The organism is Plantactinospora sp. BC1 (assembly GCF_003030345.1).
In the GTDB taxonomy this organism is placed as follows: Bacteria; Actinomycetota; Actinomycetes; order Mycobacteriales; family Micromonosporaceae; genus Plantactinospora.
Map to the genome: position 1 here is coordinate 3,695,413 of NZ_CP028158.1, position 26,711 is coordinate 3,722,123.

Sequence of the window (26,711 nt, forward strand, 5' to 3'; positions counted from 1 at the left end):
GACCAGTCTGCGCAGCACCGCCGCCCGCCGTCAAGGCCGATCCGGCCCCGGCCCCCCGGTCAGCAGCGGGGAACGCCCGGGACGAATCCGCTGTGCCCGGTGTTGACGTACGTGTCGGAGACCCAGCGACCGGTGCCGATCCGGTTCCAGACGCTGCTCGTGCCGTAGTAGCCGGTCACCGTCGTGCCGTTCGTCTGGCAGTAGACGATGACGGCGGCGCCGCTGGCCAGCGAGCCGACGACGGCGTGGCCGGAGCCGGGGCCGGAGCGGACGTTGAGCGAGCCGCTGGAGGTGCGGACGGTGCCCGGGGCGGTCCCGGTCACCCCGTTGACCAGTTGCATGTAGTAGGTCCAGTTCCAGTTCACCCCGGGGTCGGTGTGGGTGGCGCCGGGCACCTCGGAGTGCGCGATGATGTGCGCCCGGTCCCTCGGGATGCCGTATTTGCCGGTCAGGTTCCGGGTCAGCGCCGCCGATGCCCGGTACATGCTGTCGGTGAACCAGCTCGGGTTGTCGACGTACCCCTCGTGCTCGATGCCGATCGACTCGGTGTTGTAGGTCCAGTTGCCGGCGTGCCAGCCGACGTCCTCCTCCCGGACCGACTGCGTGACGGCGCCGTCTGAGGAGCGGAACGTGTAGTGGGCGCTCACCCGGGAGGCCGGGTTCTGGTACCAGCTGATCGAGCCGGCGTAGGAGCCCTGGGTGACGTGGATGACCACGTAGTTGATCCGGTACTGGGTGGGCGGCTGGCCACCGTGTAGTTGCCGGAGTAGGCCGGCACCCAGGCGGCCGGCCCGTAGTCGGTGCTCATCGTGCCGACGTCACCGCTGGCCCGGTCGGCCGAGCCGACCGCCGGCACCCCGGCCAGCGGCCCGCGTCGCGGTGCCACCGGTCGGCCGGCGACGACGACCCCGGCGGGTGAGCTGAAACCGGCGCCGAGCAGGTCGTAGACGGCGTCGCCGTAGAGTCGGGCGACGCGCGGGTCGGTGGCACCGCCGTACCGGACCACCGGGGCGTACCAGGAGGCGAGGTCGGCGCGCTGGGTCGCGGTCAGGCCGGCGTCGTCGGCGTACGACCGCAGCACCGCCGCCGCGCCGACGACGTTGGCGGCGGAGTCGGTACGCAGTACGGCCCGGTCGAGCCCGGTGAGCCGGGCCGCCTCGTCCAGGCTGCGTACGGTCGGGTTGCTGGTCAGGTGCATGACGCCGTAGCCGCCGGAGGCGCTCGGCGCTCCGGCGTGCCCGTCGAGGCGGGTTTCGGCCTGGCCGAGGGCGGCGAGCAGGTCCCGTGGGACGTCGTAGCGGGCCGCCGCGGTGGCGAGGGCTGCGGCGAGCGGGCTGGGCTGGCCGATGGCGCTGGTCGAGGGGGCGGTGTCCGGGGCGGCGTAGCCGGGCTGGCCGGTCAGACCGACCGCGAGTGCGAGGCTGGCGGCACCGAGCAGCGGGGCGAGTCGGCCTCGACGGATCCGAGCAGTCACGGTCACTCCTTTCCAGAGTGAGCGAAATGTCCCGGGGCGGGGGTTGGTGGCCGTACGGTATCCGCCGACGATCGTCTATGTCGAGACCTTGCAAGTTAACAACGCGGATTGAAGGAAATTTTTACGCCGGGCATAGATCGGCCCTGCCGACCAGTGCCGGGCGGACTCCTAGATCACTGCGGGTCGGGGGTGCCGTGCTCCCAGACACACGGCGAACTGCCGATCAGATAGATGTCGACCGAGCCCGGCGCGCGGTTGTAGACGGTGACGCTGACCCGGTAGCCGTCGGCCGGGTCCTCGACGCTCAGCCGGGGATCGCTGCGGTCCCGCAGGTCGTTGAGCACCTTGTAGTCGCGCTGCTGCCAGTAGTCGGCCAGTTTGGGCAGCGCCTGGTCGGCCGGCCAGTTCGCCGGGAAGACCACCTCGTACTGCTGCTCCACGAAGATCCGGCCGGCCGGGCCGCCGTCGGTCGGGTCGTCGCACGGCAGCGTGCCACGCTCGCCGAACGGCTTCAGCTCGGCGCCGGGCGGGAGCTGCGCATGCGCCTCCCGCAGGATCTCCTCGACCCGCTGGCCCGCCTGTACGGCGGTGACGGTGGGCTGCACGTCCTCGTCTCCTCCACATGCCGATGTCGCCAGGCCGGCCGCCAACAGGACCGCCGCGAGTATCCCGCCGCGCCAACCCCGGACGCCCATCAGCTGACCTTGCCGTTCTGCCCGGTCACGATGTACGCGATGTTCTCCCGGGCCAGGTTCCCGTCGTCCCAGTACGCCGAGTGCGTCGCGCCCTCGTCGTCCGGGTTGCCGGGATCGCTGGTGAAGACCCGGCCGCCGAAGTCCTCCCGGGTCGGGTCGTTGCCGTGCGCGAGGTCCCAGTCGGGCACCCGCCGGATGATGTCGTGTTCGGCCCGGCTCGCCCACACCTCGTTCGCGGGGACGCCCTTCAGCTCCGTCGCCGAGTTGGTGTCCACCCCGGGCGAGCCGACGAAGACCACGGCGTCGGCGTTGATCCCGGCGCCGGTGGCGGCGTGACCGATCACCGTCGAACCGTAGCTGTGCCCGAGGACGACGTTGCGGGACGGCTCGCCGTCGTGGGTGGCCCGCAGGCCGTTCTGGAACTGGTTGAGTTCCGGCCCACCGCTCTCGGCGGAGCCGTCGAAGGGCGCGTTCCAGGCGATCGAGTCCGGCGCGTCGTAGCCGAGCCAGAGCAGCGAGGCCGTCTCCTGGCTCGGGTCGACCCGCTTGGCGTCCAGGGCCATCCGGTCGGCCCGGTCGATGTCACCGCCCACCTTGGACAGTTCGGCGCCGGTGCCGGGAACGTAGGTCAGGACGTTGTCGGCGGCGTCCGGGTTGCCGACCGAGACGATCGCCCGGCCGTCGTCGGCGGTGGAGAGCCCGATCAGGTACGCCCGCGGCTTGCCCGGATCCTCCAGCCGGTCGTCGATCTTGTTGAGCCCGCGCAGGTTGCCGTCGATCCGCTCCCGCTCTTCCTTGATCTTCTCCAGCTCCGCCAGCGCCGCTCCGGCCGGGTTGCCGGCGTCGGGATAGAGTTCCGCCCCGCGCCCCTGCTCGACCATGGCCCGGATGTGCGCCTCCCGGGCGTCCAGGTCGGCCCGGCGCTGGGTGAGCCCGTCCAGGTCGCGGTCCAGCACGATCCGGTTGGCGATGTCCCGGCTCGCCACCGGCACCCCGTCGAGGGAGCCGATCAGCTCTGGGTACTCCGACATGACGTACCGGCGCTGGGCCGGGGAGAGCGAGTCCCACCACTTCTTCACGTCGGCCGGATCGGTGCCCTTGGCCGGCACGCTCGCCCTGTCCACCTTGGCCGACGGGGTGCCGGAGGCGGTCGCGGTGTTCTCCGCGATCGCCTTCGCGGTCCGCGCGTCCAGCTCGGCGGCCTCCTTGAGCAGCGCGTCCCGCTGCCACACCAGGCTGGACATGGAGCGCGCGGTCGACTCGTTGGCGTGTGCCGGGTCCATCGTCATCGACCCGTCCGGGTTGATGGTGACGTGCGCGGCCCGGCCCTGCTCGACCAGCTCCTCGGCCCGGACGCGCAGCTCGGCGACGTCGGTACCGTGCTGGGCGAGGGCCTGGGCGATCAGCAGGATCGGCGGGAAGGCGGAGTCGAGCTCCTTGCGTAGCGCGTCGCAGTGCGCACCCGCCGCCTGGGACGCCGACCCGGACTCCCAGACGTCCGGCAGCCGCCGCGTCGAGAGCGCCAGCGCGTCCGCGCGTTCGTCGGTCGACCTGCCGAGCCGGTCCCAGCCGGCGGCGGCCTTCCGCCACGCTTCCGGGTCGGCCTTCAGCACCATCTCGAACGTCAGCCCCGGCACGACGTCTCCTCGCCGCACCCGGCCGGAGCCGCGCGCCAGTCGTATCGCACGCTCATTCCGCGCGCAGCCCGCCGTGCCGCTGCCCGGCGCGCTGGTCGGAGCCCTGGTAGTTGTTGGCGGAATCGATCAAGGACTGTCCGGCCGCCTCGGTCCGGCCGCCGAGGCCGTTGAGATAGCCCTCCCAGCCGTCCGAGGCTCTGGTCGTCGCGTCCAGAGTGGCCCAGCCGTTCGCCCCGGGCCCGCCCGGGGGGACGAGCTGCCCCTGGACCGCCGTGACGATGCGTTTGAGTTCGGCGCCGTGGCCGACGATCTCGCCACCCAACGTCCGCAACCCGGGCACGTTCACCCGAACCGGCTGCGCCATCACGCCTCCCCGTCACACCTAGGGGGCTACCACCCGGCCGACCGGGCCCCGTTGGGGAAGCAATATACCAACGTCGAGCCCTCCCGGCGGACCTTCCCGAGCGCACGCCCGGCCCCCCGCGACGCCGCGTCAGCGGGCCTGTCCCGGTGCCCGATCACGGTGTGCGGGATGTTCTCCCGGGCCCGGTTTCCCGGGTCCGAGTACGCCGAGTGGGTCGCCCGTCGGTCGTCCGGGTCGCGTGGGTCGCTGCGGAACAGCCGCCCGCCGAATCCCGGCTCGATCAGCCCTTGTCGACGGTCCGCACCCGACATGCGACCGCACCGGCTGTCCCGGGCGGATCGAGGCCGTCCGGCAGACCGGTGCGGGCGGAACGGGCCGGCTCGTCGGCCGGCAGGAGGGACGATCGGGAACGGTACGCGCGGTTCCGGCCGGTGGCCGGGAGCTGGCCGCTCACGCGGCTCCGCGCTGGGTCACTGGCGGGTGTCCATCGACGTCTGGAGCGCGCGGCGAACCTGCTCGCGGGCCTCGTCGGTGCTCTCCGGCTTGGGCTTGGTCGGCTTGGCGGCCATGGCGTGGCTCCTTCCAGGGCGGGTGGCACCGCAGGGCGCGGGTCCACCCCGACAGGGGTCCTGCTGATCGGCCGGGACGGCGGGTCCGGGATCTTCCGGACGAGGCGGCCGGGACGGCGTGACGCCCCGGGTCGGTTGACCCTGGGAGGCAGGCGATCTGCGACGGGTTGCCACACCCGGTCACGGGTGGGACGGGTGCGACCACAACCCTAGGTATCGTTCAGTTCCGTTACCCAAGCTATCGTTCAGGTCCACATCCTGCGCAGCATTCCCGTCATTCGGGACAGCGGGAACCGTCAGATCTCGGCTGCTCCCCTGGTCGGCACGGCTCCGGCCAGCTCGGCCGGTGCGGCGCTCGATGGGGTCGGTGAGGATCGGACGGCGGCGGTGCTCAGCGGGCGGCGGCACTCGGCGGGCGGTGGTGCTCAGCGGGCGAAGAAGTGCCAGCCCATCCACCACCAGAAGCCGAACAGGGCGATCCGGCCGACCGGTACCGGACCGACCTCGTAGCGCATCACGTAGGCGCAGACGTCGCCGAAGGTGGGAATCCGGGACCCCTCCCGGCGGGCGGCCCACTCGACCACCACGAAGAGCAGCAGCGCCACGGTGAACCCGGCGATCGCGACGTACCTCATCGACGCACCAACCCCCAGAACGCGGAGAGCCACGCGAAGTAGCCGACCGAGCGGACCAGCGAGTCGTCCAGCAGCGGGTCGGCGATCTTGGAAAAGGTCGGGAAGTCGTCCCGGGAACCGAGCATGAAGGTGCTGGCCTCGAAGACCCCGAAGACGAGTACGGGGAGCAGCCACCACGCCGCGCCGGAGCGCAGCCGGTGCGGTACGGGTCGCCGGGGCACCCGGTTGGAGAGCCCCAGCCACACCAGCGCGCCGCCGGTGCCGATGGCGTAGATGTTCGCCTGCGTCGAGAACGACGGGAACTGACCGCCGATCAGGGACAGAACGGTGAGGGTCGGAACCGTGACGACCGGTCGGTCCCAGGCCCGGGGCACATCCGCAGAGAGCTCCGGCTGCTGTTCCATGAACCGATTGTCCCCGGGCCATCGCCCGGCGGAAAGCACGACGCCGTTCCCGTTACTCCAGATCTGGCTGCCCGGCCGGGGGTTGCGCGCCCTCGGCCTCGCCCCGGGCCAACTCGGCCCGGATCGCGTCGACCACCTCGGGCGCCGAGCCGTAGCCGGTGAACCCGGCCGCCAGCCGGTGCCCGCCCCCGCCCAGCGCCACCGCCACCCGGCTCACGTCGCTGGCGCCCTTGCTGCGCATGGAGACCGCCCACTCCGCCTCGGCGACCTGCTTGAGCACGCAGCTCACGTCCGCCTCGGCGGTGCAGCGCACCGAGTCGATCAGCGGCTCCAGGGTGTACGGGCGCTGCCCGTGCCGCTTCAGGTCGTCGAGGGTCGCGTACGTCCAGACCAGCCCCAGCCCACCGGCGGCCAACGGCTCCAACCGGGTACGCCCGAGCACGTCACCGTAGAGCCGGACCGCGCCGAACGGCCGGGTGTCGAAGATCCGCCGGGAGATCTCCCCGGGGCGGATGCCGGTGGCCAGCAGCCGGGCGGCCATCTCGTGCACCGCCGGGGTGGTCATGTCGAACCGGAACGAGCCGGTGTCGGTGGCGAGCGCGATGTAGAGGCACTCGGCGATCCCGGCGTCCAGCGGCACACCGAGCCGGACCAGCAGCTTCTCCACCACCACGGAGGTGGCGGCGGCGTCCGGGTCGACCAGGTGGATCCCGCCGAACCGGGTGTTCGAGGCGTGGTGGTCCAGCACGACGGCGGTCTCGGCCCGGTCCAGCCGGTCGGCCAGGTCGCCGAGCCGGGAGACGGCGGCGACGTCGAAGCAGATCACCAGGTCCGGATCCGGGTCGGCCTCGGTCGCCGGGACGAGCAGGTCGAGGCCGGGCATCGCCTGGAGCGGCTCCGGCACCTCCGGACGCCCGGGGAAGGTGGCCTGGAGCTGCCGTACGCCGAGCCGGCGCAGCCCGAGCCCGAAGCCGAGCATGCTGCCCAGCGCGTCGCCGTCGGGGTTGACGTGGCAGATCAGCAGTATCCGGCCGTCGGCGGGGAGCCGGGTGATGGCGGAGACCGCCGCCGCCCACTCCGCCTCGGTCGGCCCTCCGGCGGCCGGCTGGGAAACGTCGGTGAGCAGTGCCCCGCTCACCGCCGGTCTCCGCCGTCTCCGGCCGGCGGCCGGTCCTCGTCCTGCTCGTCGTCGTCGGAGTCGACCTCGTCGTCGTCGGAGTCGAGCTTGTACGGCTGCGGCTCGCCCGCGTACTCGGCCCGGGCGGCCAGCCGCTGCACCTCCGCGTCGGCGGTACGCGCCGCCGCCAGCAGTTCGTCGATCTGCTTGACCTGGTCCTGTACGTCGTCGAGCACGAAGGTCAGGCTCGGCGAGTGACGCAGCCCGAGGGCCTTGCCGACGGTGCTCCGCAGCAGTCCCTTGGCGCTCTCCAGCGCGGCGGCGGTGGCCGCCTGGTCGGAGGCGTCGCCGAGCACCGTGTAGAAGACCGTGGCGTCTCGCAGGTCCGGGGTGATCCGGGCGTCGGTAATGGTGATCATGCCGAGCCGGGGGTCCTTGATCTGGGTACGCACCACCGACGCCACCAGTTCCCGCACCCGCTCCGCATGCCGACGCACCTTGGCCTGGTCCGTCATCTCCGCACCTCCACGCCCATCTGCTTCCGGGCCGGACCGGCGGCGCTGGGCGCCGCGGCCGGACCGGCCGACCTGGGAAACACTACCCGCGCATCCTGCGGCCTCGCCGCCGCCGTCGCCATTGGCCGTACCGGCTGATTACCCCCTGGCCAGCGGCCAATTCAGTCGTCCGCGCCGTGCAATCGGCGCCGTACGGAGAGCAACTCGACCTCCGGTCGGCCGGCGACCAGACGCTCGCAGGCGTCCAGCACCGTGCCGACGTGCTCGGGTTCGGAGGCGACCAGGGCGACCGCGATCTGGGCCCGCCCGTGCAGGTCGAGCGCGCCGACCTCGGCGGCCGAGACCTCGAACTTGCGGAGCGCGGCGACGATGGGGCGGACATAGGACCGCTTCGCCTTCAGGGAGCGCGAGTCTCCGGGCAGCAGCAGGTCGAACAGGGCGGTTCCGGTATACACGGCGGGAAGGGTACGCCATCGCACCCCCGCCGCTCACCGCCTTTCCCGGCCGGCCCCGGACAGGCCGGTGGCCGGAACCCCACGGGTTCCGGCCACCGGTTATCGAACTCGCTCAGGCGCGCGGCTTCTCGCGCATCTCGAACGTCTCGATGATGTCCCCGACCTGCACGTTGTTGAAGTTGCTCAACGTCAGACCGCACTCGAAGCCCTCGCGGACCTCGGTGGCGTCGTCCTTGAACCTCTTCAGCGAGCTGATCGAGACGTTGTCGGCCACGACCGTCCCGTCCCGCAGCAGCCGCGCCTTGGCGTTACGGCGGATGACACCGGACCGGACGATACAACCGGCGATGTTGCCGATCTTGGACGAGCGGAAGACGTCGCGGATCTCCGCGCTGCCCAGCTCGACCTCTTCGAACTCCGGCTTGAGCAGGCCCTTGAGCGCGGCGTCGATCTCCTCGATGGCCTGGTAGATCACGGTGTAGTACCGGATCTCCACGCCCTCGCGGTCGGCGATCTCCCGGACCTTGTTGGAGGCCCGGACGTTGAAGCCGATGATCGTGACCGCCTCGGACGAGGCGCTGGCCAGCATGACGTCGCTCTCCGTGATGGCACCGACGCCCCGGTGGATGATCCGCAGTTGGACCTCCGCCGGAATGTCGAGCTTGAAGAGCGCGTCCTCCAGCGCTTCCACCGAACCGGAACCGTCGCCCTTGAGCACCAGGTTGAGCGAGGTCTTCTCGCCCTCCTTGAGCTGCTCCATGATCGTTTCGAGACTCGGCCGCCGCTGCGAGTTGGCGAAGCTCGCCGCCCGCCGCCGCGCCTGCCGCTGCTCGGCGATCTGCCGGACCGTACGGTCGTCCTCGGCAGCCAGGAAGGTGTCACCCGCTCCCGGTACCGCGGTCAGACCGAGCACCATGACCGGACGCGCGGGACCGGCCTCGGTGACCGGCTTGCCGTTCTCGTCCAGCATGGCCCGGACCCGGCCGTGCGCCCCACCGGCGACGATCGAGTCGCCGGCCCGCAGGGTGCCCTTCTGCACCAGCACCGTGGCCACCGCACCGCGCCCCTTGTCCAGGTGCGCCTCGATCGCCACACCCTGGGCCGGCCCGTCGATCGGAGCGGTCAGCTCCAGCGACGCGTCGGCGGTGAGCAGGACCGCCTCGAGCAGTTCCTCGATGCCGATGCCGGGCTTGGCGGCCACGTTGACGAACATGGTGTCGCCGCCGTACTCCTCGGCGACCAGACCGTATTCGGTCAACTGCTGCCGTACCTTGTCCGGGTTTGCCTCCGGCTTGTCGATCTTGTTGACCGCCACCACGATCGGCACGTCCGCCGCCTTGGCGTGGTTGAGCGCCTCGATCGTCTGCGGCATGACGCCGTCGTCGGCGGCGACCACCAGCACCACGATGTCGGTGACCTGGGCACCACGGGCACGCATGGCGGTGAACGCCTCGTGACCCGGGGTGTCGATGACGGTCAGCGCCCGGTCCTCACCCTCGTGCGGCACGTGCACCTGGTAGGCGCCGATGTGCTGGGTGATGCCGCCGGCCTCGCCCTCGACCACGTTCGCCTTGCGGATCGCGTCGAGCAGCTTGGTCTTACCGTGGTCGACGTGACCCATGACGGTCACCACCGGCGGCCGGCTGACCAGCCGGTCCGTGGCGACCTCGGCGTCCAGGTCGATGTTGAACTGGGCGAGCAGCTCGCGGTCCTCGTCCTCCGGGCTGACGATCGAGACCTCGAAGCCGAGGTGCTCGCCGAGCAGCAGGAGCGTGTCGTCGGAGACGGACTGGGTCGCGGTGACCATCTCGCCCAGGTTGAACATCTCCTGGACCAGCGAACCGGGGTTCGCGTTGATCTTGTCCGCGAAGTCCGACAGCGACGCACCGCGAGGCAGCCGAATGACCTGACCCTGGCCGCGCGGGGCGCCCGAGCTCATGGTCGGCGCCGACAGGTTGTCGAACTCCTGTCTGCGCTGCTTCTTCGACTTGCGACCACGGGTCGGCTTGCCGCCCGGACGCCCGAAGGCACCCGCGGCACCGCCGCCACGGCCGCGACCGCCACCACCGGGGCGACCCGCACCACCGGCCGGCGCACCGCCACCGGGGCCACCGCGGTAGCCGCCACCGGCACCGCCGCCACCACCGGGACCGCCGCGGTAGCCGCCACCGGCACCGCCGCCACCGCCACCGGGGCCGCCACGGAACCCGCCGCCGCCACCGCCACCGGGGCCGCCACGGAACCCGCCGCCACCGCCACCGGGACGACCGGCACCGCCACCGCCACCGGGACGGCCGGGGCCGCCACCGGGACGACCCGGCCGCTGCGTCGGCATCGACGCCGGGCTCGGCCGGGGCGGCATCGAGGCCGGGCTCGGCCTCGGCGGCATGTTCGCCGGGTTGGGCCGGGGCCCACCCGCCGCAGCCGGACGCTGTCCGCCCGGAGTGATGCCGAACGGGTTGTTACCGCCGCTGCGCGCCGGCGGACGGCCACCGGGCCGGCCGGGGCCGGGCGTCGGAGCACCGGGCGGCGCGGGACGGGCACCCGACGGGGCACCCGGACGCGGCGGTACGGCATTCGGACCCGGCTTCGGCCGGTTCGTCGGGCCGCCGTCGGCCGGCGGTTCCCGCCGGACGGTCTCGTTGCGCTGCTGCCGAGCCGCCTGGGCGGCCTTGACGGTCGCCTCCTGCTCGGCCTTGAGCGCGGCCGCGCGCGCCTCGGCGGCGGCCAACTCGATGTCGTGCGCGCTCGCCGGCTTGGCGACCGGAGCCGCCGGCTGCGGCGGACCGGGCACCGGGCCCTTGGGCTTCGCCGGCGGCGTCGGCCGACGCGGCGGTCCGGGCTTCGCGGCGATCCTGGGTTCTCCCGGACCCGCCGCCGGAGCCGCCTTCGGAGCCGGCGGTGGCGTCGGGGCGGCGGCGGGTGCCGCCGGTTCCGGGGACGCGACGAAGGCGCCGCGCAGCCGACGGGCCACCGGGGCCTCGACGGTGCTCGACGCTGATTTGACGAACTCGCCCATTTCCTTCAACTTGGCGAGAACGGTCTTGCTTTCGACCCCGAGCTCCTTAGCCAGCTCGTGTACGCGGGCCTTGCCTGCCACTGCACTCCTCACTCCGAGGTCGTGCGGGCAGCACCCGCAGCGACCTCACTCGTGCACTTGAAGCCTGGTCATTTCTGGGACTTCATCGTGTGCTCATGTCGGTCGTCCTACCTTGCTCGGGTTCCGTCGCGTCGATCCCGCCCGGCCGGATGGCCGGTCATGGTCGTCGACGCCTTGGACGTGCTCGGCCAACTCACTCGCGTCAGGTACGCCAGCGATACGCAGCGCCCGCCCGAAGGCGCGTCGCCGCACTGCCAGCGTGAAGCAGGCCGGATCGGGATGCAGGTGTGCTCCCCTTCCCGGCAGCTTACGGGTCGGATCGGGTCGGAGGCTGTGACCAGTCTCATTGCCGACCGCGACAATCCGCAGCAGCTGGCCGGCCGGCGCCCGTTGCCGACAGCCCACACAGGTGCGCTCCGGCTCCGCGCGTCGTACCACTGGGAAAGTCTACCCCTACCCGGCCGAGATCGCTCCGTCCGCCTCGGCTGCGTGATCAGGACCGCCCTGCCGACCGGCCGACGCCTGGGTCGGCATCTGCTCCGTATCGGGCCGGATGTCGATTCGCCAACCGGTCAACCGGGCCGCCAGTCGGGCATTCTGCCCCTCTCGGCCGATCGCCAGCGAGAGCTGGAAGTCCGGCACGGTCACCCGGGCCGTCCGGGTCGCCGCGTCGACCACCTCGACCCGGAGCGCCTTGGCCGGCGAGAGGGCGTTGCCGACGAACTGGGCCGGATCGTCCGACCAGTCGATGATGTCGATCTTCTCACCGTGCAGCTCGCTCATCACCGCCCGGACCCGCTGCCCCATCGGACCGATGCAGGCGCCCTTGGCGTTCACCCCCGGCACGGTGGACCGGACCGCGATCTTGGTCCGGTGGCCGGCCTCGCGGGCGATCGCGGCGATCTCCACGGTGCCGTCGGCGATCTCCGGGACCTCCAGGGCGAAGAGCTTCTTCACCAGGTTCGGGTGCGACCGGGAGAGGGTGATCTGCGGGCCACGGAAGCCCTTGACCACGTGTACGACGACGCAGCGGATCCGCTGACCGTGCTCGTACAGCTCGCCGGGGACCTGCTCGGCCTGCGGCAGTACCGCCTCGACCTTGCCGAGGTCGACCGAGACGATGCCCTTCTCACTGCGCGCCTCGTGCGCCTGCACCACCCCGGTGACCAGGTCGCCGTCCCGGCCCGCGTACTCGCCGAAGTGCACCTCGTCGGTGGCCTCGCGGAGCCGTTGCAGGATGACCTGCTTGGCGGTCATCGCGGCGATCCGGCCGAAGTCGTGCGGAGTGTCGTCGAACTCCCGAATCACCGTACCGTCGGCGTCCTGCTCCTGGGCGTAGACCAGGGCGGCGCCGGTCTTGCGGTCGATCTCGACCCGGGCGTGCGCCTGGGCCCCCTCGGTGTGCCGGTACGCCGTCAGCAACGCGGTCTCGATCGCCGCGAGAATCGTGTCGAACGGGATCTCCCGCTCGCGCTCCAGGGCGCGCAACGCCGCGAGGTCGATGTTCACCTCTCCTCGCCCTCCACATCTTCGTCGTCGCCGTTGTCGACGTCGTCATAGTCATCATCGCCGGCAGCGGTCAGATCGTCGTCGGCGATCTCCTCCAGCCGGCTGAACTCCACCTGGACCCGCCCCGGCCCGAGGTCGGGGTACGCCCAGCCGACCGGTCCGGCGTCGGTCTCCAGCACCACCCGCTCGTCGTCGGCGGCGACCACCCGGGCGGTCAGCTGCCGGTCCGCGGGTGCCGGCGGCCGCTCCTCGGCGCCGCCCTGCTCGGGGCGCTCACCCGGGCCGCGTACGGTCACCTTCACCAGCCGGCCCACGTTGCGCCGCCAGTGCCGGGGCTGGGTCAGCGGCCGGTCCACGCCGGGCGAACTCACCTCGAGCTGGTATTCCCCGGCGACCAGGTCACCACCGGTCTCCTCCGCCTGGTCGAGCGCCTTGGAGAGGAGCCGGGAGACGTCGGCCACGGCGTCGAGGCTGACCCCGCCGTCGCCGTCCACGATCACCCGGACGACGTACCGGCGGCCGGCCCGGGACACCGAGAGGTCCTCCAGGTCGTAGCCGGCGGTGTTCACCACGGGCTCGATCACGGCACGGAGCCGGAGCCGACGCGCGGACTGGTCCTCGCGGGGACGGTCCGGAGCCCGGTGGCCCGCCCTGGGCCGACCGGTGTTCCGGCCACGCTGCGTCATCTCCGCCCCTCTCTCGTGATCGCCGGCTGGCGCCCGGCAGCCACACCGGCGTGCCACCGGACTGAAGCGTCCGGCGGCTGCGCAGAGCGTAACGCGCTGGCCGCCCGAGAGCCCGATCGGCGCACCGACGACCGGCCGTGCTGACCGTGCCGACCCCGTCGGCCGCACCGATGGTGTTGACTTGCCGGGTGCGGACCGGCAACACGAACCAGACGATCGGCGCGGCGGGGCGGTCCCGACGCGAGATGATCCGGGCGGTCGGCCTGGCGGCACTGGTCGGTGCCGCCGGCCCCCTCACCGGCTGCGGCCTCTTCGGCGGCGAGCCCGACCCGCCGCCCGAGCCGGACCCGCTGACACCGTTGATCGGCGGCGCCCTCGACCTCGCCGCCCGGCACGAGGCCGCGATAGCCGCCTTTCCGGAGCTGTCCGACCGGCTCCGGCCGGTCGCCGAGGCGCACCGGGCGCACGCCGCCGAGCTGTCCCGGGTGACCGGCACCGCGCTGCCGACCGCCACCGCCACCGCCCCGACCGCCGGCGCCGACCCCGGCGCCGCCAGCGCCTCGGCGGCCCTGGCCGGGCTGCGGGAGGCCGAGCAGCAGGGCCGGGACGCCGCCGTGAAGGCCTGCACCGAGGCGCCCGCCGGCCGGGCCGCGCTGGTCGGTTCGATCGCCGCGGCCCGGGCGACCCATCTGGAGGTACTGCGGTGAGCGGACGCGACGGGGCGCGGGAAGGGGTGGCGTGATGTCCGAGGCACTGGCGGCGGCGCTGGCCGCCGAGCACGCGGCGGTCTACGCGTACGGGCTGATCGGGGTACGCCTCTCCGGTGCCGCCGCCGAGCAGGCCCGCTCCGCCGAGGCGGCACATCGCGGCCGGCGGGACGCGCTGGTGCTGCTCCTCACCGAGCGGGGCGGCCCGGTGCCGGCGCCCGAGCCGGCGTACGCGCTGCCGTTCGCCGTCACCGACGAGGCCGGCGCGCTGCGGCTGGCGGTCGAGGTCGAGGAGCGGACCGCGGCGGTCTGGCGGGCCGCGCTGCCGGCGACCGAGGGCGCCGAGCGGAGCCGGGCGCTGGACGGGCTCACCGACGCGGCGGTCCGGGCCACCCGGTGGCGCGGGACGGCCGGGGTCAGCCCGGCCACCGTGCCGTTCCCGGGCCGCCCGGCCTGACCCGCAGGCCCCGGGCCCGCCCCGAATCGCGGTGTCGGCGGACGGTGGCGACGCCACAGCCGGCACACTGTACCGATGTCCGCTCTGGGAAGACCGGTCTCCGCCCTCGGCCGGGCCGTACGCCGGCTCGGCCACGCGCGCTGGTTCGCCGCCTGCACCCCGTTGCTGGTCCCGGCCGACCGGCTGGTCGCCAGGCTGACCCGGGGCCGGGTGGTGGCGCTCGGGCTGGTGCCGTCACTGCTGATCACCACCACCGGGCGGCGGTCCGGGCGGCCACGCAGCAATCCGCTGCTCTACGTGCCGGACGGCGACGCCTTCGTGGTGACCGGCTCGAACTGGGGTCGCCCCGAGCAGCCCGCCTGGGCGCTCAACCTGCTCGCCGACCCGGCCGCCACGGTCACCGTCGACGGCACCCGGATACCGGTCCGGGCCCGGCTGGCCCAAGGCGCCGAGCGGGAGCGGCTCTGGGCGCTGCTGGTGGCCGAGTGGCCGGCGTACCGGACCTACGTTCGCCGGGCCGGCGGCCGGGACATCCGGGTCTTCCGACTCGAACGGACCTCCACCGAGGGTTAGCTCGGCTCCGGGGCGGCCGTCAGCTCACGCCGACGCCGATGAGCCGGCCGACCAGGTACGTCGCGGCGGTGGCCGCCGCGCCGAGCAGCAGTTGCCGGCCACCGCTCACCCACCACCGCCGCTTGGTGAACCGGGCGACGACCGCACCCGCGACGAAGAGGCCGAGACCGCCCACGCCGAGCGCCAGCCAGAGGCTGGAGAAGCCGAGCAGATAGGTGATCAACGGCACCACGGCACCGACGGAGAAGCAGAGGAAGGAGGAGAAGGCGGCGGTCCACGGGCTGGGCCGCTCGTCGGCGTCGACGCCCAACTCCTCCTGGACGTGCACCCGGAGCGCCTCGTCCGGGTTGTGCCGCAGCACCTCGGCGACCTGCTCGGCGAGGTGCCGGGGCAGCCCCCGCTGCACCCACGTCTCGACGAGTTCCCGGGCCTCGCCGGCCGGGTTCCGCTCCAGCTCGCGGCGCTCCTTGGCGACCTCGGCGGCCACCTGCTCGTTCTGCGACTGCACGCTGGTGTATTCGCCGAGCCCCATCGAGATCGCCCCGGCGACCAGCCCGGCGAAGCCGGTCAGCACGATGTTGCGCGGCGCGACCCCGCCACCGCCGACGCCCGCGATCAACGCGATGTTGGTGACCAGGCCGTCCATCGCGCCGAAGACGGCGGGGCGCAGCCAGCCGCCGGAGACGTCCGCGTGGTGGTGCTCGCTGACCGGGGTGGCCGCGTCCGTCACCGGTGCCCGTCCGTCACGGCAGGGTGAGGATCTCGTGGCCGTCCTCGGTGACCACGATGGTGTGCTCGAACTGCGCCGTCCAGCGCCGGTCCTTGGTCACCACGGTCCAGCCGTCCTCCCACACGTCGTACTCGTGGGTGCCGAGGGTGATCATCGGCTCGATCGTGAACGTCATCCCCGGCTCCATCACGTCGGTCGGCCGGGGGCTGTCGTAGTGCGGCACGTAGAGCCCGCTGTGGAACGCCTCGCCGATGCCGTGCCCGGTGAAGTCCCGGACCACCCCGTAGCCGAACCGCTTGGCGTACGACTCGATCACCCGGCCGATCACGTTGATCTGCCGGCCCGGGGCGACCGCCCGGATGCCCCGCATCATCGCCTCGTGGGTCCGCTCCACCAGCAGCCGGGCCGGCTCGGCCACCTCGCCGACGCAGAAGGTGGCGTCGGTGTCCCCGTGCACCCCGTCGAGGTACGCCGTCACGTCGACGTTGATGATGTCGCCGTCCATCAGCACGGTCGAGTCCGGGATGCCGTGGCAGATCACCTCGTTGAGGCTCGTGCAGCACGACTTCGGGAAGCCCTTGTAGCCGAGGGTGGAGGGGTAGGCGTTGTGGTCGATCAGGAACTCGTGCACCACCCGGTCGATCTCGTCGGTGGTGACGCCGGGCTTGCAGTGCTCACCGGCGAGCTGGGTGGCCTGGGCGGCGATCCGGCCGGCGACCCGCATCTTCTCGATCGTCTCGGCGGACTGCACGTGTGAACCGCGCCACTCCTTCGGCCGCTTCTTGCCGACGTACTCGGGGCGGACGATGTGGGGCGGCACCTGGCGCCACGGGGAGAGCGTGCCGGGGGTCAACGGCGCACGGACGGTCATGACTTCCACCCTAACGTCGGCGCCGGCACGCACTCACGCTTCGGTGACCCGGACGACAGCCGCCCGTCGCCGCGCTCACAGCGGGGTGACGTAGGCGCCGGTGATCCCCCCGTCCACGACGAACTGGGCGGCGGTCATGAACGAGGCGTCGTCGCTGGCCAGGAAGGCGACCGCGGCGGCGATCTCCTCGGGTTCGCCGAACCGCCCCATCGGTACGTGCACCAGCCGCCGGGCGGCCCGCTCCGGGTCCTTGGCGAAGAGTTCCCGCAGCAGCGGGGTGCCGATCGGCCCGGGGCAGAGCGCGTTGACCCGGATCCCCTGCCGGGCGAACTGCACGCCGAGTTCCCGGGTCAGCGCCAGCACCCCGCCCTTGCTCGCCGTGTAGGCGATCTGTGAGGTGGCGGCCCCCATCAGCGCGACGAAGGAGGCGGTGTTGACGATCGAGCCCTTGCCCTGGCGGAGCATGTGCGGCAGTACGTACTTGCAGCAGAGGTAGACGCTGGTGGTGTTGACCCGGATCACCCGCTCCCAGGCGTCCAGGCCGGTGGTCAGGATCGAGTCGTCCTCCGGCGGGGAGATGCCGGCGTTGTTGAACGCGATGTCGATCCGGCCGCGCCGGGCCGCGACCTGGTCGAAGAGATCACGTACCTGTGCCTCGTCGGCCACGTCGCAGGCCACGAACTCGCCGTGCACCTCGTCGGCGGCGGCCTCTCCGGCCTCGGCGGCGACGTCGACGCAGACCACGTACGCGCCCTCGGCGGCGAACCGGCGTGCCGTGGCCAGCCCGATCCCGCTGCCCGCACCGGTCACCACCGCCACCCGCCCGGCCAGTCGGTCACTCGTCACCATCGCGGCCCACCCTTTCGTCGCCGGCCCGTTCCGGCATCCTCGCCGAACGGCGGCCCCTGGTCGAGTACCGTTCGGCCGCTAGGCTGCCGGGCAGGGGGCACGGAAGCGGGGTGGTCCGGATGGGCGAGGATCGGGGCGAGGTCGTCCTCTACTGGCGACCGGGGTGCCCGTACTGCATGAAGCTGCGGTTCCGGCTGCTCTTCACCCGGCTGCCGGTCAGGAAGGTGAACATCTGGCGGGATCCGGACGCGGCGGCCTTCGTCCGCTCGGTGGCGGACGGCAACGAGACCGTGCCGACGGTGACGGTTGCCGGTCACCCGATGGTCAACCCGTCCCACCGCCAGCTCCTCGCGGCGGTACGCGAGCACGCCCCGCGTCTACTGAACGACCAGGGCTGAGGTTCTGCCGGTTCCGCCGCCACTTCTGCCGGTGACACTCGGCTGCGACAGGGTTACTCTCGGCGCGGTCATTTCCGGCGGTACCCGGAGCACTGTGGAGCAAGCATGGCGAACAAGCTCATCCTCACCGCAGACCTCATCCGGACCCAGTTGCGGCTGATGCGCACCAACGCCGAACTGAGCCAGGACGAGTACGGCAAGCTGGCGCACTTCTCCGGCTCGATGGTGTCGGCGGTCGAACTCGGCCAACGTCCACTGGACGCCGACTACCTGGCGCGGGCGGACAAGATCTTCAAGACCGGAAACCTGTTCGTGTCGCTGCTGTCGCTCGCCGAGCGGGACGGCGAGCCGATCTGGTTCCGCCCCTGGCTCGACGCGGAGCGGGTGGCGAAGCAACTCCGCTGCTTCGAGCCCAACCTGATTCCCGGCCTCCTCCAGACCCCCGCCTACGCCCGCGCGATCCTTCGCGGCGCGGACGACACCCGCACCGAGGAGGAGGTGGAGACCCTCGTCAATGCCCGGATATCCCGGCAAGCGATCCTGACTCAGGAACACCCACCGCAGTTCGTCGCCGTGATCGAGGAGACGGCGTTGCGCCGGTTCGTCAATGGCTACGAGAAGGTGATGGCCGAGCAGCTCCTTCACCTGCTCAACATGGCCGAACGCCCACACATCCATGTGCACGTGCTTCCTTCCAACGCCGGCTTGCATGCGGGATTGAGCGGTCCATTCGTGCTTTCCCGGTCCGAGGAGGGCGGCTGGGTCGGGCATCTGGAGAACCAACTCGGCGGGTCCGTGGTCGACCGGACCGAGGACGTGGAAGCTCTGCTGGGAAGGTGGGAGAGTGTCCGGAACGTAGCGCTGCCGGCCGGGCAGTCGCTCGGCCTGATCAAGGAGATCGTGCGGCCATGGATCTGACGAAGGCGAACTGGCGGAAGTCCACCCGCAGCGGCGGCAGCGGCGGGAACTGCGTCGAGGTGGCCGACAACCTGCCGGGGGTCGTACTCGTGCGGGACAGCAAGGACCGGGACGGTGGCACGCTCGCCTTCGACGCCGAGGCGTGGGGCGCGTTCGTCGGGCTGGCGAAGGGCCGTTGAGCGCGACGACGTCGCCGTGACCGTCCGGCCCGGCGACGCCGTCGGCGTACTCCTGATCAATCCCGCATCCGGACCGTGACGTTCGCGGTGTCGCTGCGGCCGTTCTGGCTGAGCCGGTAGCTGAAGGTGTCGGCCAGACCGTGCGCGGCGGTGCGCTCGTAGACCAGCTCCCGGCCGGAGGCGGACCGGGTCACCCGGCCGTACCGGGGCTGCCCGGTCACCGACAGCGCGGCGTTCCAACTCGCGTAGTCGTTGGCCCGCACCGCGAGCACGTTCGGCCGGCCCCGCCACGCGTCCACCCGCTCGCCGTTGGCCAACGGTGCCTCGACGAAGGTCTGGTCCCCCCGGTTGATCCGCACCGACACGACGCTCGGGGTGCGGAGTTCCACGTCGGGTCGACCGTCCCGGTCCGCGTCGACGACCCGGAACGTCTCGTACTCGTCCTCGCCGGCCAACTGCACCTTGGTGCCGTCGCCGAAGGCCGCGACGAAGCCCTCGTAGGGCCGCTCCGCGCCCTCGATGTAGTGCAGCACCACGTCCATCCCGCCGTCGCCGTCGAAGTCGGCGATGTGGTAGCCGCGATTGTTGCCCCAGTGGCTCGGCGCTCCGGGGACCAGCCGACCGGCAGGGGTGTTCCGGTAGGTCTGGAAGCCGTCCGGATCGTCGGTGACGATGTAGATGTCGCGCAGCCCGTCGCCGTCGAAGTCGGCCGAGTGGATGCCGCCGGGACGGCACACGAACCGGTGTGTGGCGATCGGACGGTACTCCCGGAGTACCAGCGTGCAGTAGCCGAGGCTGTTCGACGGCCCGTTGAACCAGGCGAGTACGAGTTCCGGCGTGGCGTCGCCGCCGAGGTCGACGTACTCCCCGGTGTCGGGGCAGTCGATGATCCGGCCGGTGAAGCCCGGCAGCCGGTAGTAGTGGTCGGTCACCGGGCCGTACCCGCCCTGCGGCAGCCCGTGTGCCACGGAGATCCGGCACCGGTCGCCGGAGCCACCGGAGGTCACCCGGTCGACGCGGCCGTCGCCGTTCATGTCGCCGTGGATCGGCTGGAACGCGCCGGCGGCCCCGGCCGGGGCCGGGATCGCGGCGGCCAGCGTACCGGCGCAGAGCAGCACGGCGAGCCAGCCGTGCGGACGTCTTCCAGCGGTCCGCGCGCGGCGCTCCCCGAGCACCGCACCGACCGGTCTTCTCCTGCGGTCCATCCCCACCGACCCTCCCCTGTTCGCCGAGGTCAGCGACGCTGTCCACGGCTGACAGTGCTGTGTGAGCAGCAGGCTAGGAGCGGGTGACCCGGGGCGGCAGGCAACTAACCGCATTCCGACAGTCACGCTGAGTTGTCGACGTCTTCGCTGACGGCTACCCGTCAGTGGCCAGGAAGACGTTCTTGACGTCGGTGAACGCGTGCAGGGCGTCCGGGCCCAACTCCCGGCCCAGGCCGGAGCGTTTCATCCCGCCGAACGGCGTCCAGTAGCGCACCGACGAGTGCGAGTTGACGCTGAGGTTGCCGGACTCGACGCCCCGGGCCACCCGGATCGCCCGGCCCAGGTCGCGGGTCCAGATCGAGCCGGAGAGGCCGTACTCGGTGTCGTTGGCCAGCGCCACCGCCTCGGCCTCGTCGTCGAAGGGGAGCACCGAGACGACCGGCCCGAAGATCTCCTCCCGCCAGTGCCGCTCGGCCGGCGAGCGGGCCAGCAGGACCGTCGGGGCGTACCAGAAGCCGGGCCCCTCGGGGCAGCCGCCGGTGAAGGCGACCTCGGCACCGTCGACATGGGAGGAGACGGATCGGCGCTGTCCGGCCGAGATGAGCGGGCCCATCTCCGCCGTCTCCAGCGCCGGATCCTCGACCCGGAACGCCTTGACCGCCGGCTCCAGCAACTCCAGGAAGCGGTCGTACACCTGGCGCTGCACCAGGATCCGGGACCGCGCGCAGCAGTCCTGGCCGGCGTTGTCGAAGACCGCGTACGGCGCGGTCGCCGCCGCCCGCTCCAGGTCCGCGTCGGCGAAGACCAGGTTGGCGCTCTTGCCGCCGAGTTCCAGGGTCAGCCGCTTCACCTGGGCGGCACAGCCGGCCATGATCCGGGTACCCACCTCGGTCGACCCGGTGAAGCAGATCTTCCGGACGGCCGGATGCGCCACGAACGTCTCGCCCACCACACTCCCCCGGCCCGGCAGCACGGTGAGCACGTCCGGCGGCAGCCCGGCGTCGAGCGCCAGCTCGCCGAGGCGGAGCGCGGTCAGCGGGGTCAGCTCGGCCGGCTTGAGCAGTACCGTGTTGCCGGCGGCGAGCGCCGGGGCGAACCCCCAGCCGGCGATCGGCATCGGGAAGTTCCACGGCACGATCACCCCGACCACGCCGAGCGGCTCGTGGAAGGTGACGTCCAGCCCGCCCGGCACCGGGATCTGCGCCCCGGTCAGCCGCTCCGGCGCCCCGGCGTAGTAGTCGAGCACGTCCCGGACGTTGCCGGCCTCCCAGCGGGCGTTGCCGACGGTGTGCCCGGCGTTGCGCACCTCCAGTTCGGCCAGCTCCTCGACGTGCGCGTCGACGACGGCGGCGAACCGGCGCAGCAGCCGGGCCCGGTCGCCCGGCGACACCCGACGCCACGAGTCGAACGCCCGGGCCGCCCGGTCGACCGCCGCCGCCGTCTCGGCCGCGCTCGTCTGCGGCACCGTCGCCACCACCAGCCCGGTCGCCGGGTTGACCACCTCGGTGACGTCGGAGTCCCCGGTGCCGGAACCGGTGGCGTCAGAGTCGTTCGAAGCCACGCCGCAGCTCCCAGTCCGTCACCGCCGCGTCGAAGGCGGCCAACTCCACCCGGGCCTGGTTGGCGTAGTGCGCCACCACCTCGGCCCCGAACGCGTCGGCGGCCAACGGCGAGGCCGTCCAGCGGTCGAGGGCGTCCCGCAGCGTGCCCGGCACCCGGGGCGCGGACTCGTCGGCGTACGCGTTGCCGGCGAACTCCGGCTCCAGCTCCAACTCCGCCTCGATCCCGTGTACCGCCCCGGCGACCAGCGCCGCGATCGCCAGGTACGGGTTGACGTCCGCCCCGGGCAGCCGGTTCTCCACCCGCATCCCCTGGCCGTGCCCGACCAGCCGCAGCGCGCAGGTGCGGTTGTCGGTGCCCCAGCGCAGCGCGGTCGGGGCGAACGAGCCGGGCTGGTAGCGCTTGTACGAGTTCACGTTAGGCGCCATCAGCAGGCTGAAGTCGGGGATCGTCGCCAGCAGCCCGGCCAGCGTCCGGGTGCCGGTCGGCGACAGCCGGGCCGGGCCGTCGCCGAGCATCGCCGACCGCCCGTCGGTGCCGCGCAGCGAGAAGTGGATGTGGCAGGAGTTGCCCTCCCGCTCGTTCGGCTTCGCCATGAAGGTGATCGACATACCCTCCTGGGCGGCGATCTCCTTCGCCCCGTTCTTGTAGACGACGTGGTTGTCGGCGCAGGTCAACGCGTCGGCGTACCGGAAGGCGATCTCGTGCTGGCCGAGGTTGCACTCGCCCTTGGCGCTCTCCGGGGTCAGCCCGGCGCCGGCCATCTCGACCCGGATCCGCCGCAGCAGCGGCTCGACCCGGGCGGTACCGAGCAGCGAGTAGTCCACGTTGTAGAGGTTCGCCGGGGTCAGCTCGCGGTAGCCCCGGCGCCAGGCGTCCTCGTAGGAGTCGCGGTAGAGCACGAACTCCAGCTCGGTCCCGGCGTACGCGGTCAGCCCGTGCGCGGCGAGCCGGTCGAGCTGGCGGCGCAGGATCTGCCGGGGCGAGGCGGGCACCTCCCCGCTGCCGTCCGGCCAGCGCAGGTCGGCCAGCAGCATCGCGGTGCCGGGCTGCCAGGGCACCCGGCGCAGCGTACCCAGGTCGGGGACCATCGCCAGGTCGCCGTAGCCGCGTTCCCAGCTCGACATCGCGTACCCGTCGACGGTGTTCATCTCCACGTCCACGGCGAGCAGGTAGTCGCAGCCCTCGCTGCCGTGCCGGAGCACCTCGGCGAGGAAGTACGGCGCGTGGAACCGCTTGCCCTGGAGCCGCCCCTGCATGTCGACCAGGGCCAGGACCACGGTGTCGATGTCGCCGCTGTCGACCGCCACCCGGAGCGCCTCCAGGCTCAGCGACGGAACCCTGGCTCTCATGCCCGGTCCCCGTCCGCCGCGCCCGCCCGGTCCGCAGCCGGGGTGCCGGGGGCCGGACCGTCCGGGGCCGGGTCGGGGATGTCCGGGTCGGGGATGTCCGGGTCGGGCTGGGCGACGGTCGGCACCACGTTCTGCCGGGGGCCGGTGAACCAGTGCCGGGCGCCGAGCAGCCACCAGAGCCCGGCCGCGCCGAGCACCACCGCGACCGCCACGATCGTGTAGTTGAAGGTCGTCGCGGTGATCGGCGCGGTGGTGGGGAGCACGAAGAGTACGCAGATCACCGCCACCCAGCCGATCGCCAGCCAGCCGACCAGCGGGCTCCACCGGCCCAGGTTCCACGGGCCGGGCCGGAAGTCCGGGCTGCGGCGGCGCAGGAAGACCGGCCCGACGTACGCGATGTAGAGGCCGATCACCGCGATCGAGGTGGCCGCCAGATAGGCGGTGGTGTTCCAGAGCGACGGCAGCACCAGCAGGCTGGAGCAGGCCACGCAGAGCCAGATGGAGTTGGTCGGGGTGCCGGTGCGCGGGTTGACCCGGCGCCAGATCGCCGAGCCGGGCAGCGCGCCGTCCCGGCTGAACGCGTACGCCATCCGGGAGTTGGCGGTGACCGAGGCCATCCCGCAGAAGAACTGCGCCACCACGCAGATGAAGAGCAGGAAGGTGCCCGTGGTCTGGCCGGTGGCGTCGATGAAGATCTGGGCCGGCGGGAGCCCGAGTTCGGTCTGCCGCTGGGCGTCGTAGTCCCGGATCGACCAGGTGATCGCGACCAGCAGGAAGAAGCCGGCAACCACCGAGACCACCACCGACATCACGATGCCCCGGGGTGCCGCCCGGGCGGCGTCGTGGGTCTCCTCGGCCACGTGCGCGCTCGCGTCGTAACCGGTGTACGTGTACTGCGCCATCAGCAGCCCGATCAGTACGGCGTAGACCGCCGCACCGGTGAAGTCGAAGCCGGTGGCGTTGCGTACCTCGAAGAAGACCTCGGAGATCGGCTTGTGCTGGTCCGGCACGATCGCCAGTACCCCGACGATGACCGCCACCCCGACCAGGTGCCACCAGGCGCTCACGTCGGAGAGCAGCCGGACCAGGTTGACGCCGAAGGTGTTCAGCAGGCCGTGCGCGACGATGATCACCAGGAAGACCACGAAGGTGCGTTCCGGGGTGACCTCCAGGTCGAAGGTGAGGCTGAGGAAGGCCGAGGTGGTGATCGCCGCGCCGAAGTCGATCGCGGCGGTGACCGCCACCTCGCCGAGGAAGTTGAACCAGCCGATGAACCAGGCCCAGGCCGCCTTGTTCCGTTTGGCCAGCGCCGCCGCCCACCAGTAGAGCGCCCCGGCGGTCGGGTAGACCGAGCAGATCTCCGCCATCGCGAGCGCGACCAGGGTCACCATGCCGCCGACGAAGAGCCAGCCGAGGGTGATCGCCAGCGGGCCGCCGGAGTTCATCGCGATGCCGTAGGACGTGATCGCGCCGGCCAGGATCGAGATGATCGAGAACGAGACCGCGAAGTTGGAGAAGCCGGAGAGTTTCCGGCGCAGTTCCTGCTGGTAGCCGAGTTCGGCGAGGCGCTGCTCGTCGAGGTCGACCCCGGGGTCCACCGGCGTACGCGGCGGCGGGACGGCTGTGCTCATCGGCGTCTCCTTGGTCCGGCTCCGGGGTGGGACGCGAAGTGTGACCGGCGTCACGCCTCTGTCCGAGATCGTGCGCCTCCCGAAGATCCACGTCAACCGATGCCGGCCGGGTGACCGAGATCACGCTTCCGCCCAGGGCGTCGAGCCGGCCATTCGAAGAAGTCTTCGACTGCTCGTATGCGGGTTCCGCCGTACCAGGCCAAGGTCGAGTCCCGACAGCACCGCGGCGTGTCAGCACTTGATTTCGGCAATATCATCCGGGGTTTCGGCTAGGTTTTCCCGCATGAGCTTGCTGGGTGACGCGGTGGCGGTGCTGGACGAGAGGGGCGTGCTGGACCGGCTGGGACGGCTGATCCAGCAGGTCTACCGGCGCGCGGCCGACCGGCACGAGCCGGAACTCGGCGACGACGCGATGAGCTTCGGCACCACCGTGTGGCGCAACCTGACCAACCTCGGCAAGGCCGAGTTCGAGGGGCTGGACGGCATCCGGGTCCGGCTGGAGGACAACTCGCTGGAGATCCTCTGCGCCGGCTACGTCGTCCGGCTCTACTCGTTGCAGGGCGGGATCGAGTCGATCCGCTGGGAGGGCAGCGAGGCCCGGCTCGGCGGCGCGGTGGAGAACAGCCGCGACGGGCAGCTCGCCTTCGACGACGAGGGGCAGTTCCCCGAGGTCTTCGCCGAGGTGGTGCCGCCGAAACGGCACATCCGGATCGCGCACACCGGCGACATCGTCACCGGCGAGGCGGTCGCCTACATCGGGCTGCCCCGGGACAACCGGGACAGCGGCTCCCCCTGGTTCGAGGTACGCCTCTGGTTCGGTGAGCCGGCCACCACCGGGGCGCCACTGCCGGTGGTCGAGGGGACGGTGCCGCAGCCCCGCACCGACGAGCTGCCGATCCCCGAACTCGACCTGCTCGCCCTCCAGCCCGGCGACCCGGGAAGCGGGTTCGGCGCCGCGTTCGGCCGTCCGGCCGAGCGGTCGGCGTGACGGGCCGGCTCCGACCGCCGGTACCCGCCGCCGCAGCCGCCGCAGCGTTCGCGCCGCACGCCCTCGCCCTGGCCCGCCGGTGGCGGCGGATGCGCAAGAACGAGCTGGCCCGGCAGGTCGGGGTCACCGCGGCGGCGGTCAGCCAGTACGAGCTGGGCCAGGCCCGTCCGTCGGCGGCGACACTGGCCCGGCTGGCCCTGGCCCTCTCCATGCCGGTCGAGTTCTTCGCCGCCGGCTTCGGCGTGCCGGTCACCTCGGGACAGGCGCACTTCCGCAGCCTGCGCACCACCAGCCAGGCCGAACGGGACCAGGCGGAGGCGTTCGGCGAACTCGCCTGGCGGGTGGTGGAGGTGGTCGAGCGGCAACTCCGGCTGCCCCGGCTCCGGTTGCCGCACCTGGAGCTGGCCGAGCCGACCGGCCCGGACGACGTACGCGCCGCCGCCGTCACCGCCCGGGACGCGTTCGGCCTGGGGGCCGCCCCGGTGCCGCACATGGTGCGGCTGCTGGAGTCGGCCGGGGTGATCGTGCTCGCACTGCCGGACGTCTCCGAGCGGGTCGACGCCTTCTCGCACTGGTACGGCCAGCGTCCGTTCGTCTTCCTCAACCCGGGTAAGGACGACAAGGCCCGGTCCCGGATGGACGCCGCGCACGAGCTGGGCCACCTGCTGATGCACCACGACGCCGAGCCGGGCAGCCAGCTGCTGGAACGCCAGGCCACCGCCTTCGCCTCGGAGTTCCTGGCCCCGAGCACGGCACTGCGCGACGAACTGCCGCCCCGGCTCGACTTCGACCGGCTGCACGAGCTCAAGCGCCGCTGGGGGATCAGCCTGAAGGCGCTGGTCTATCGGGGCCACGACCTCGGCGTCTACCGGGAGCACACCTACCGGCGCGGGATGGCGCTGCTCGCCCAGTGGGGCTTTCCGGAGCCGGGCGACCTCGGCCCCCGCGAGCAGCCGTCGCTGCTCGGCAAGGCCGTCGAACTCCTCGGCCGGCAGCAGGTCACCGTCGGCCGGTTGGCGACCCTGGCCGGACTGCCGGCCGGGCTCACCACGGCGGTGCTGGCCGCCGGCACCGAGCACGTGCCCGAGCTGGAGATCGCCGCCACCTGAGCTGCTCGGACCCGCCCGCACCGG

General features: G+C 72.3%; 29 protein-coding genes. 8 read left to right on the forward strand and 21 right to left on the reverse strand.

Features of this window, described 5'->3' with window-relative positions:
• Positions 1-59: 59 nt before the first annotated feature.
• The 14 genes from C6361_RS38205 to rimP all read right to left on the reverse strand — a co-directional run bounded on the left by C6361_RS38205 (position 60) and on the right by rimP (position 13,160).
• Positions 60-716, reverse strand: coding sequence for an N-acetylmuramoyl-L-alanine amidase (locus C6361_RS38205; RefSeq protein ID WP_234359518.1), 657 nt, complete (start codon positions 714-716; stop codon positions 60-62).
• A complete protein-coding gene (locus tag C6361_RS15935) occupies positions 644-1,474 on the reverse strand; it encodes a hypothetical protein (protein ID WP_199853366.1) in 831 nt (276 codons plus the stop codon). Before C6361_RS15935 ends, C6361_RS38205 begins: the two co-directional genes overlap by 73 nt.
• A gap of 173 nt (positions 1,475-1,647) precedes the next feature.
• Entirely contained in the window at positions 1,648-2,169 is a 522-nt protein-coding gene (locus C6361_RS15940; protein WP_159079344.1) for a hypothetical protein, read from the reverse strand.
• Complete coding sequence (locus C6361_RS15945; RefSeq protein WP_234359519.1) at positions 2,169-3,806, reverse strand: alpha/beta hydrolase; 1,638 nt, start codon at positions 3,804-3,806, stop codon at positions 2,169-2,171. Before C6361_RS15945 ends, C6361_RS15940 begins: the two co-directional genes overlap by 1 nt.
• 52 nt (positions 3,807-3,858) lie before the next feature.
• Entirely contained in the window at positions 3,859-4,170 is a 312-nt protein-coding gene (locus tag C6361_RS15950; protein ID WP_159079345.1) for a hypothetical protein, read from the reverse strand.
• 994 nt (positions 4,171-5,164) lie between these two features.
• On the reverse strand, positions 5,165-5,374 hold the full coding sequence (locus C6361_RS15955; RefSeq protein ID WP_101370376.1) for a DUF6186 family protein: 210 nt from the start codon (positions 5,372-5,374) through the stop codon (positions 5,165-5,167).
• Entirely contained in the window at positions 5,371-5,778 is a 408-nt protein-coding gene (locus tag C6361_RS15960; RefSeq protein ID WP_107258527.1) for a hypothetical protein, read from the reverse strand. Before C6361_RS15960 ends, C6361_RS15955 begins: the two co-directional genes overlap by 4 nt.
• A 52-nt stretch (positions 5,779-5,830) precedes the next feature.
• Positions 5,831-6,916, reverse strand: a complete 1,086-nt coding sequence (locus C6361_RS15965) for a bifunctional oligoribonuclease/PAP phosphatase NrnA (protein ID WP_234359520.1) — start codon at positions 6,914-6,916, stop codon at positions 5,831-5,833.
• Positions 6,913-7,410, reverse strand: coding sequence for a 30S ribosome-binding factor RbfA (gene rbfA, locus C6361_RS15970; protein ID WP_107268213.1), 498 nt, complete (start codon positions 7,408-7,410; stop codon positions 6,913-6,915). Before rbfA ends, C6361_RS15965 begins: the two co-directional genes overlap by 4 nt.
• A 161-nt stretch (positions 7,411-7,571) precedes the next feature.
• Entirely contained in the window at positions 7,572-7,865 is a 294-nt protein-coding gene (locus C6361_RS15975; protein ID WP_101370373.1) for a DUF503 domain-containing protein, read from the reverse strand.
• Positions 7,866-7,977: 112 nt separating this feature from the next.
• On the reverse strand, positions 7,978-10,965 hold the full coding sequence (infB, locus tag C6361_RS15980) for a translation initiation factor IF-2 (RefSeq protein WP_107258525.1): 2,988 nt from the start codon (positions 10,963-10,965) through the stop codon (positions 7,978-7,980).
• Positions 10,966-11,058: 93 nt separating this feature from the next.
• Positions 11,059-11,403, reverse strand: coding sequence for a YlxR family protein (locus tag C6361_RS15985; RefSeq protein WP_107258524.1), 345 nt, complete (start codon positions 11,401-11,403; stop codon positions 11,059-11,061).
• A gap of 15 nt (positions 11,404-11,418) precedes the next feature.
• Positions 11,419-12,474 carry a transcription termination factor NusA gene (gene nusA / locus C6361_RS15990; RefSeq protein WP_107258523.1) on the reverse strand — a complete coding sequence of 352 codons (1,056 nt, stop codon included), beginning with the start codon at positions 12,472-12,474 and terminating at the stop codon, positions 11,419-11,421.
• Positions 12,471-13,160 (reverse strand): ribosome maturation factor RimP, encoded by a 690-nt coding sequence (rimP, locus tag C6361_RS15995; RefSeq protein ID WP_107268214.1) that lies wholly within the window; start codon positions 13,158-13,160, stop codon positions 12,471-12,473. The genes nusA and rimP overlap by 4 nt, the downstream gene beginning before the upstream one ends.
• Before the next feature lie 188 nt (positions 13,161-13,348).
• On the opposite strand from rimP, the gene C6361_RS16000 reads away from it, so the two are divergent.
• From C6361_RS16000 to C6361_RS16010, 3 genes are all read left to right on the forward strand, one after another.
• A complete protein-coding gene (locus tag C6361_RS16000) occupies positions 13,349-13,867 on the forward strand; it encodes a hypothetical protein (RefSeq protein WP_369931397.1) in 519 nt (172 codons plus the stop codon).
• Between the two features lie 34 nt (positions 13,868-13,901).
• The gene (locus tag C6361_RS16005) at positions 13,902-14,324 is read left to right on the forward strand and encodes a ferritin-like domain-containing protein (protein ID WP_107258521.1); all 423 of its coding nucleotides are present in this window, start codon (positions 13,902-13,904) and stop codon (positions 14,322-14,324) included.
• Positions 14,325-14,399: 75 nt separating this feature from the next.
• Positions 14,400-14,897: a nitroreductase/quinone reductase family protein gene (locus tag C6361_RS16010; protein ID WP_107258520.1), complete on the forward strand. Its 498-nt coding sequence runs from the start codon at positions 14,400-14,402 to the stop codon at positions 14,895-14,897.
• Between the two features lie 19 nt (positions 14,898-14,916).
• On the opposite strand, the gene C6361_RS16015 is transcribed toward C6361_RS16010, so the two are convergent.
• The 3 genes from C6361_RS16015 to C6361_RS16025 form a co-directional block, all read right to left on the reverse strand.
• Positions 14,917-15,627 (reverse strand): VIT1/CCC1 transporter family protein, encoded by a 711-nt coding sequence (locus C6361_RS16015; RefSeq protein ID WP_107258519.1) that lies wholly within the window; start codon positions 15,625-15,627, stop codon positions 14,917-14,919.
• A 13-nt stretch (positions 15,628-15,640) separates the two neighbouring features.
• Positions 15,641-16,498 carry a type I methionyl aminopeptidase gene (gene map, locus C6361_RS16020; protein WP_107258518.1) on the reverse strand — a complete coding sequence of 286 codons (858 nt, stop codon included), beginning with the start codon at positions 16,496-16,498 and terminating at the stop codon, positions 15,641-15,643.
• A gap of 75 nt (positions 16,499-16,573) precedes the next feature.
• On the reverse strand, positions 16,574-17,347 hold the full coding sequence (locus tag C6361_RS16025; RefSeq protein ID WP_107258517.1) for a 3-oxoacyl-ACP reductase: 774 nt from the start codon (positions 17,345-17,347) through the stop codon (positions 16,574-16,576).
• A gap of 119 nt (positions 17,348-17,466) precedes the next feature.
• Between C6361_RS16025 and C6361_RS16030 the strand changes: the two genes are divergently transcribed.
• The 3 genes from C6361_RS16030 (at position 17,467) to C6361_RS16040 (ending at position 18,842) form a co-directional block, all read left to right on the forward strand.
• Positions 17,467-17,745, forward strand: a complete 279-nt coding sequence (locus C6361_RS16030; RefSeq protein WP_107270984.1) for a glutaredoxin domain-containing protein — start codon at positions 17,467-17,469, stop codon at positions 17,743-17,745.
• 105 nt (positions 17,746-17,850) lie between these two features.
• Positions 17,851-18,663, forward strand: coding sequence for a DUF5753 domain-containing protein (locus C6361_RS16035; RefSeq protein WP_107258516.1), 813 nt, complete (start codon positions 17,851-17,853; stop codon positions 18,661-18,663).
• Positions 18,654-18,842, forward strand: a complete 189-nt coding sequence (locus tag C6361_RS16040; RefSeq protein ID WP_107268215.1) for a DUF397 domain-containing protein — start codon at positions 18,654-18,656, stop codon at positions 18,840-18,842. Before C6361_RS16035 ends, C6361_RS16040 begins: the two co-directional genes overlap by 10 nt.
• 56 nt (positions 18,843-18,898) lie before the next feature.
• Here C6361_RS16040 and C6361_RS16045 read toward each other — a convergent pair whose 3' ends face one another.
• From C6361_RS16045 to C6361_RS16060, 4 genes are all read right to left on the reverse strand, one after another.
• On the reverse strand, positions 18,899-20,047 hold the full coding sequence (locus tag C6361_RS16045; RefSeq protein WP_159079346.1) for a VCBS repeat-containing protein: 1,149 nt from the start codon (positions 20,045-20,047) through the stop codon (positions 18,899-18,901).
• A gap of 154 nt (positions 20,048-20,201) precedes the next feature.
• Positions 20,202-21,608: an aldehyde dehydrogenase gene (locus tag C6361_RS16050; protein ID WP_304598540.1), complete on the reverse strand. Its 1,407-nt coding sequence runs from the start codon at positions 21,606-21,608 to the stop codon at positions 20,202-20,204.
• Entirely contained in the window at positions 21,589-22,959 is a 1,371-nt protein-coding gene (locus C6361_RS16055; RefSeq protein ID WP_199853367.1) for a glutamine synthetase family protein, read from the reverse strand. Before C6361_RS16055 ends, C6361_RS16050 begins: the two co-directional genes overlap by 20 nt.
• Positions 22,956-24,590: an amino acid permease gene (locus tag C6361_RS16060; RefSeq protein ID WP_107268217.1), complete on the reverse strand. Its 1,635-nt coding sequence runs from the start codon at positions 24,588-24,590 to the stop codon at positions 22,956-22,958. Before C6361_RS16060 ends, C6361_RS16055 begins: the two co-directional genes overlap by 4 nt.
• A gap of 283 nt (positions 24,591-24,873) precedes the next feature.
• Here C6361_RS16060 and C6361_RS16065 point away from each other — a divergent pair, with 283 nt between their 5' ends.
• Both C6361_RS16065 and C6361_RS16070 read left to right on the forward strand, forming a co-directional pair.
• Positions 24,874-25,578 (forward strand): hypothetical protein, encoded by a 705-nt coding sequence (locus C6361_RS16065; RefSeq protein ID WP_107258510.1) that lies wholly within the window; start codon positions 24,874-24,876, stop codon positions 25,576-25,578.
• Positions 25,575-26,687: an XRE family transcriptional regulator gene (locus C6361_RS16070; protein WP_199853368.1), complete on the forward strand. Its 1,113-nt coding sequence runs from the start codon at positions 25,575-25,577 to the stop codon at positions 26,685-26,687. Before C6361_RS16065 ends, C6361_RS16070 begins: the two co-directional genes overlap by 4 nt.
• The last annotated feature ends 24 nt before the right edge of the window (positions 26,688-26,711 follow it).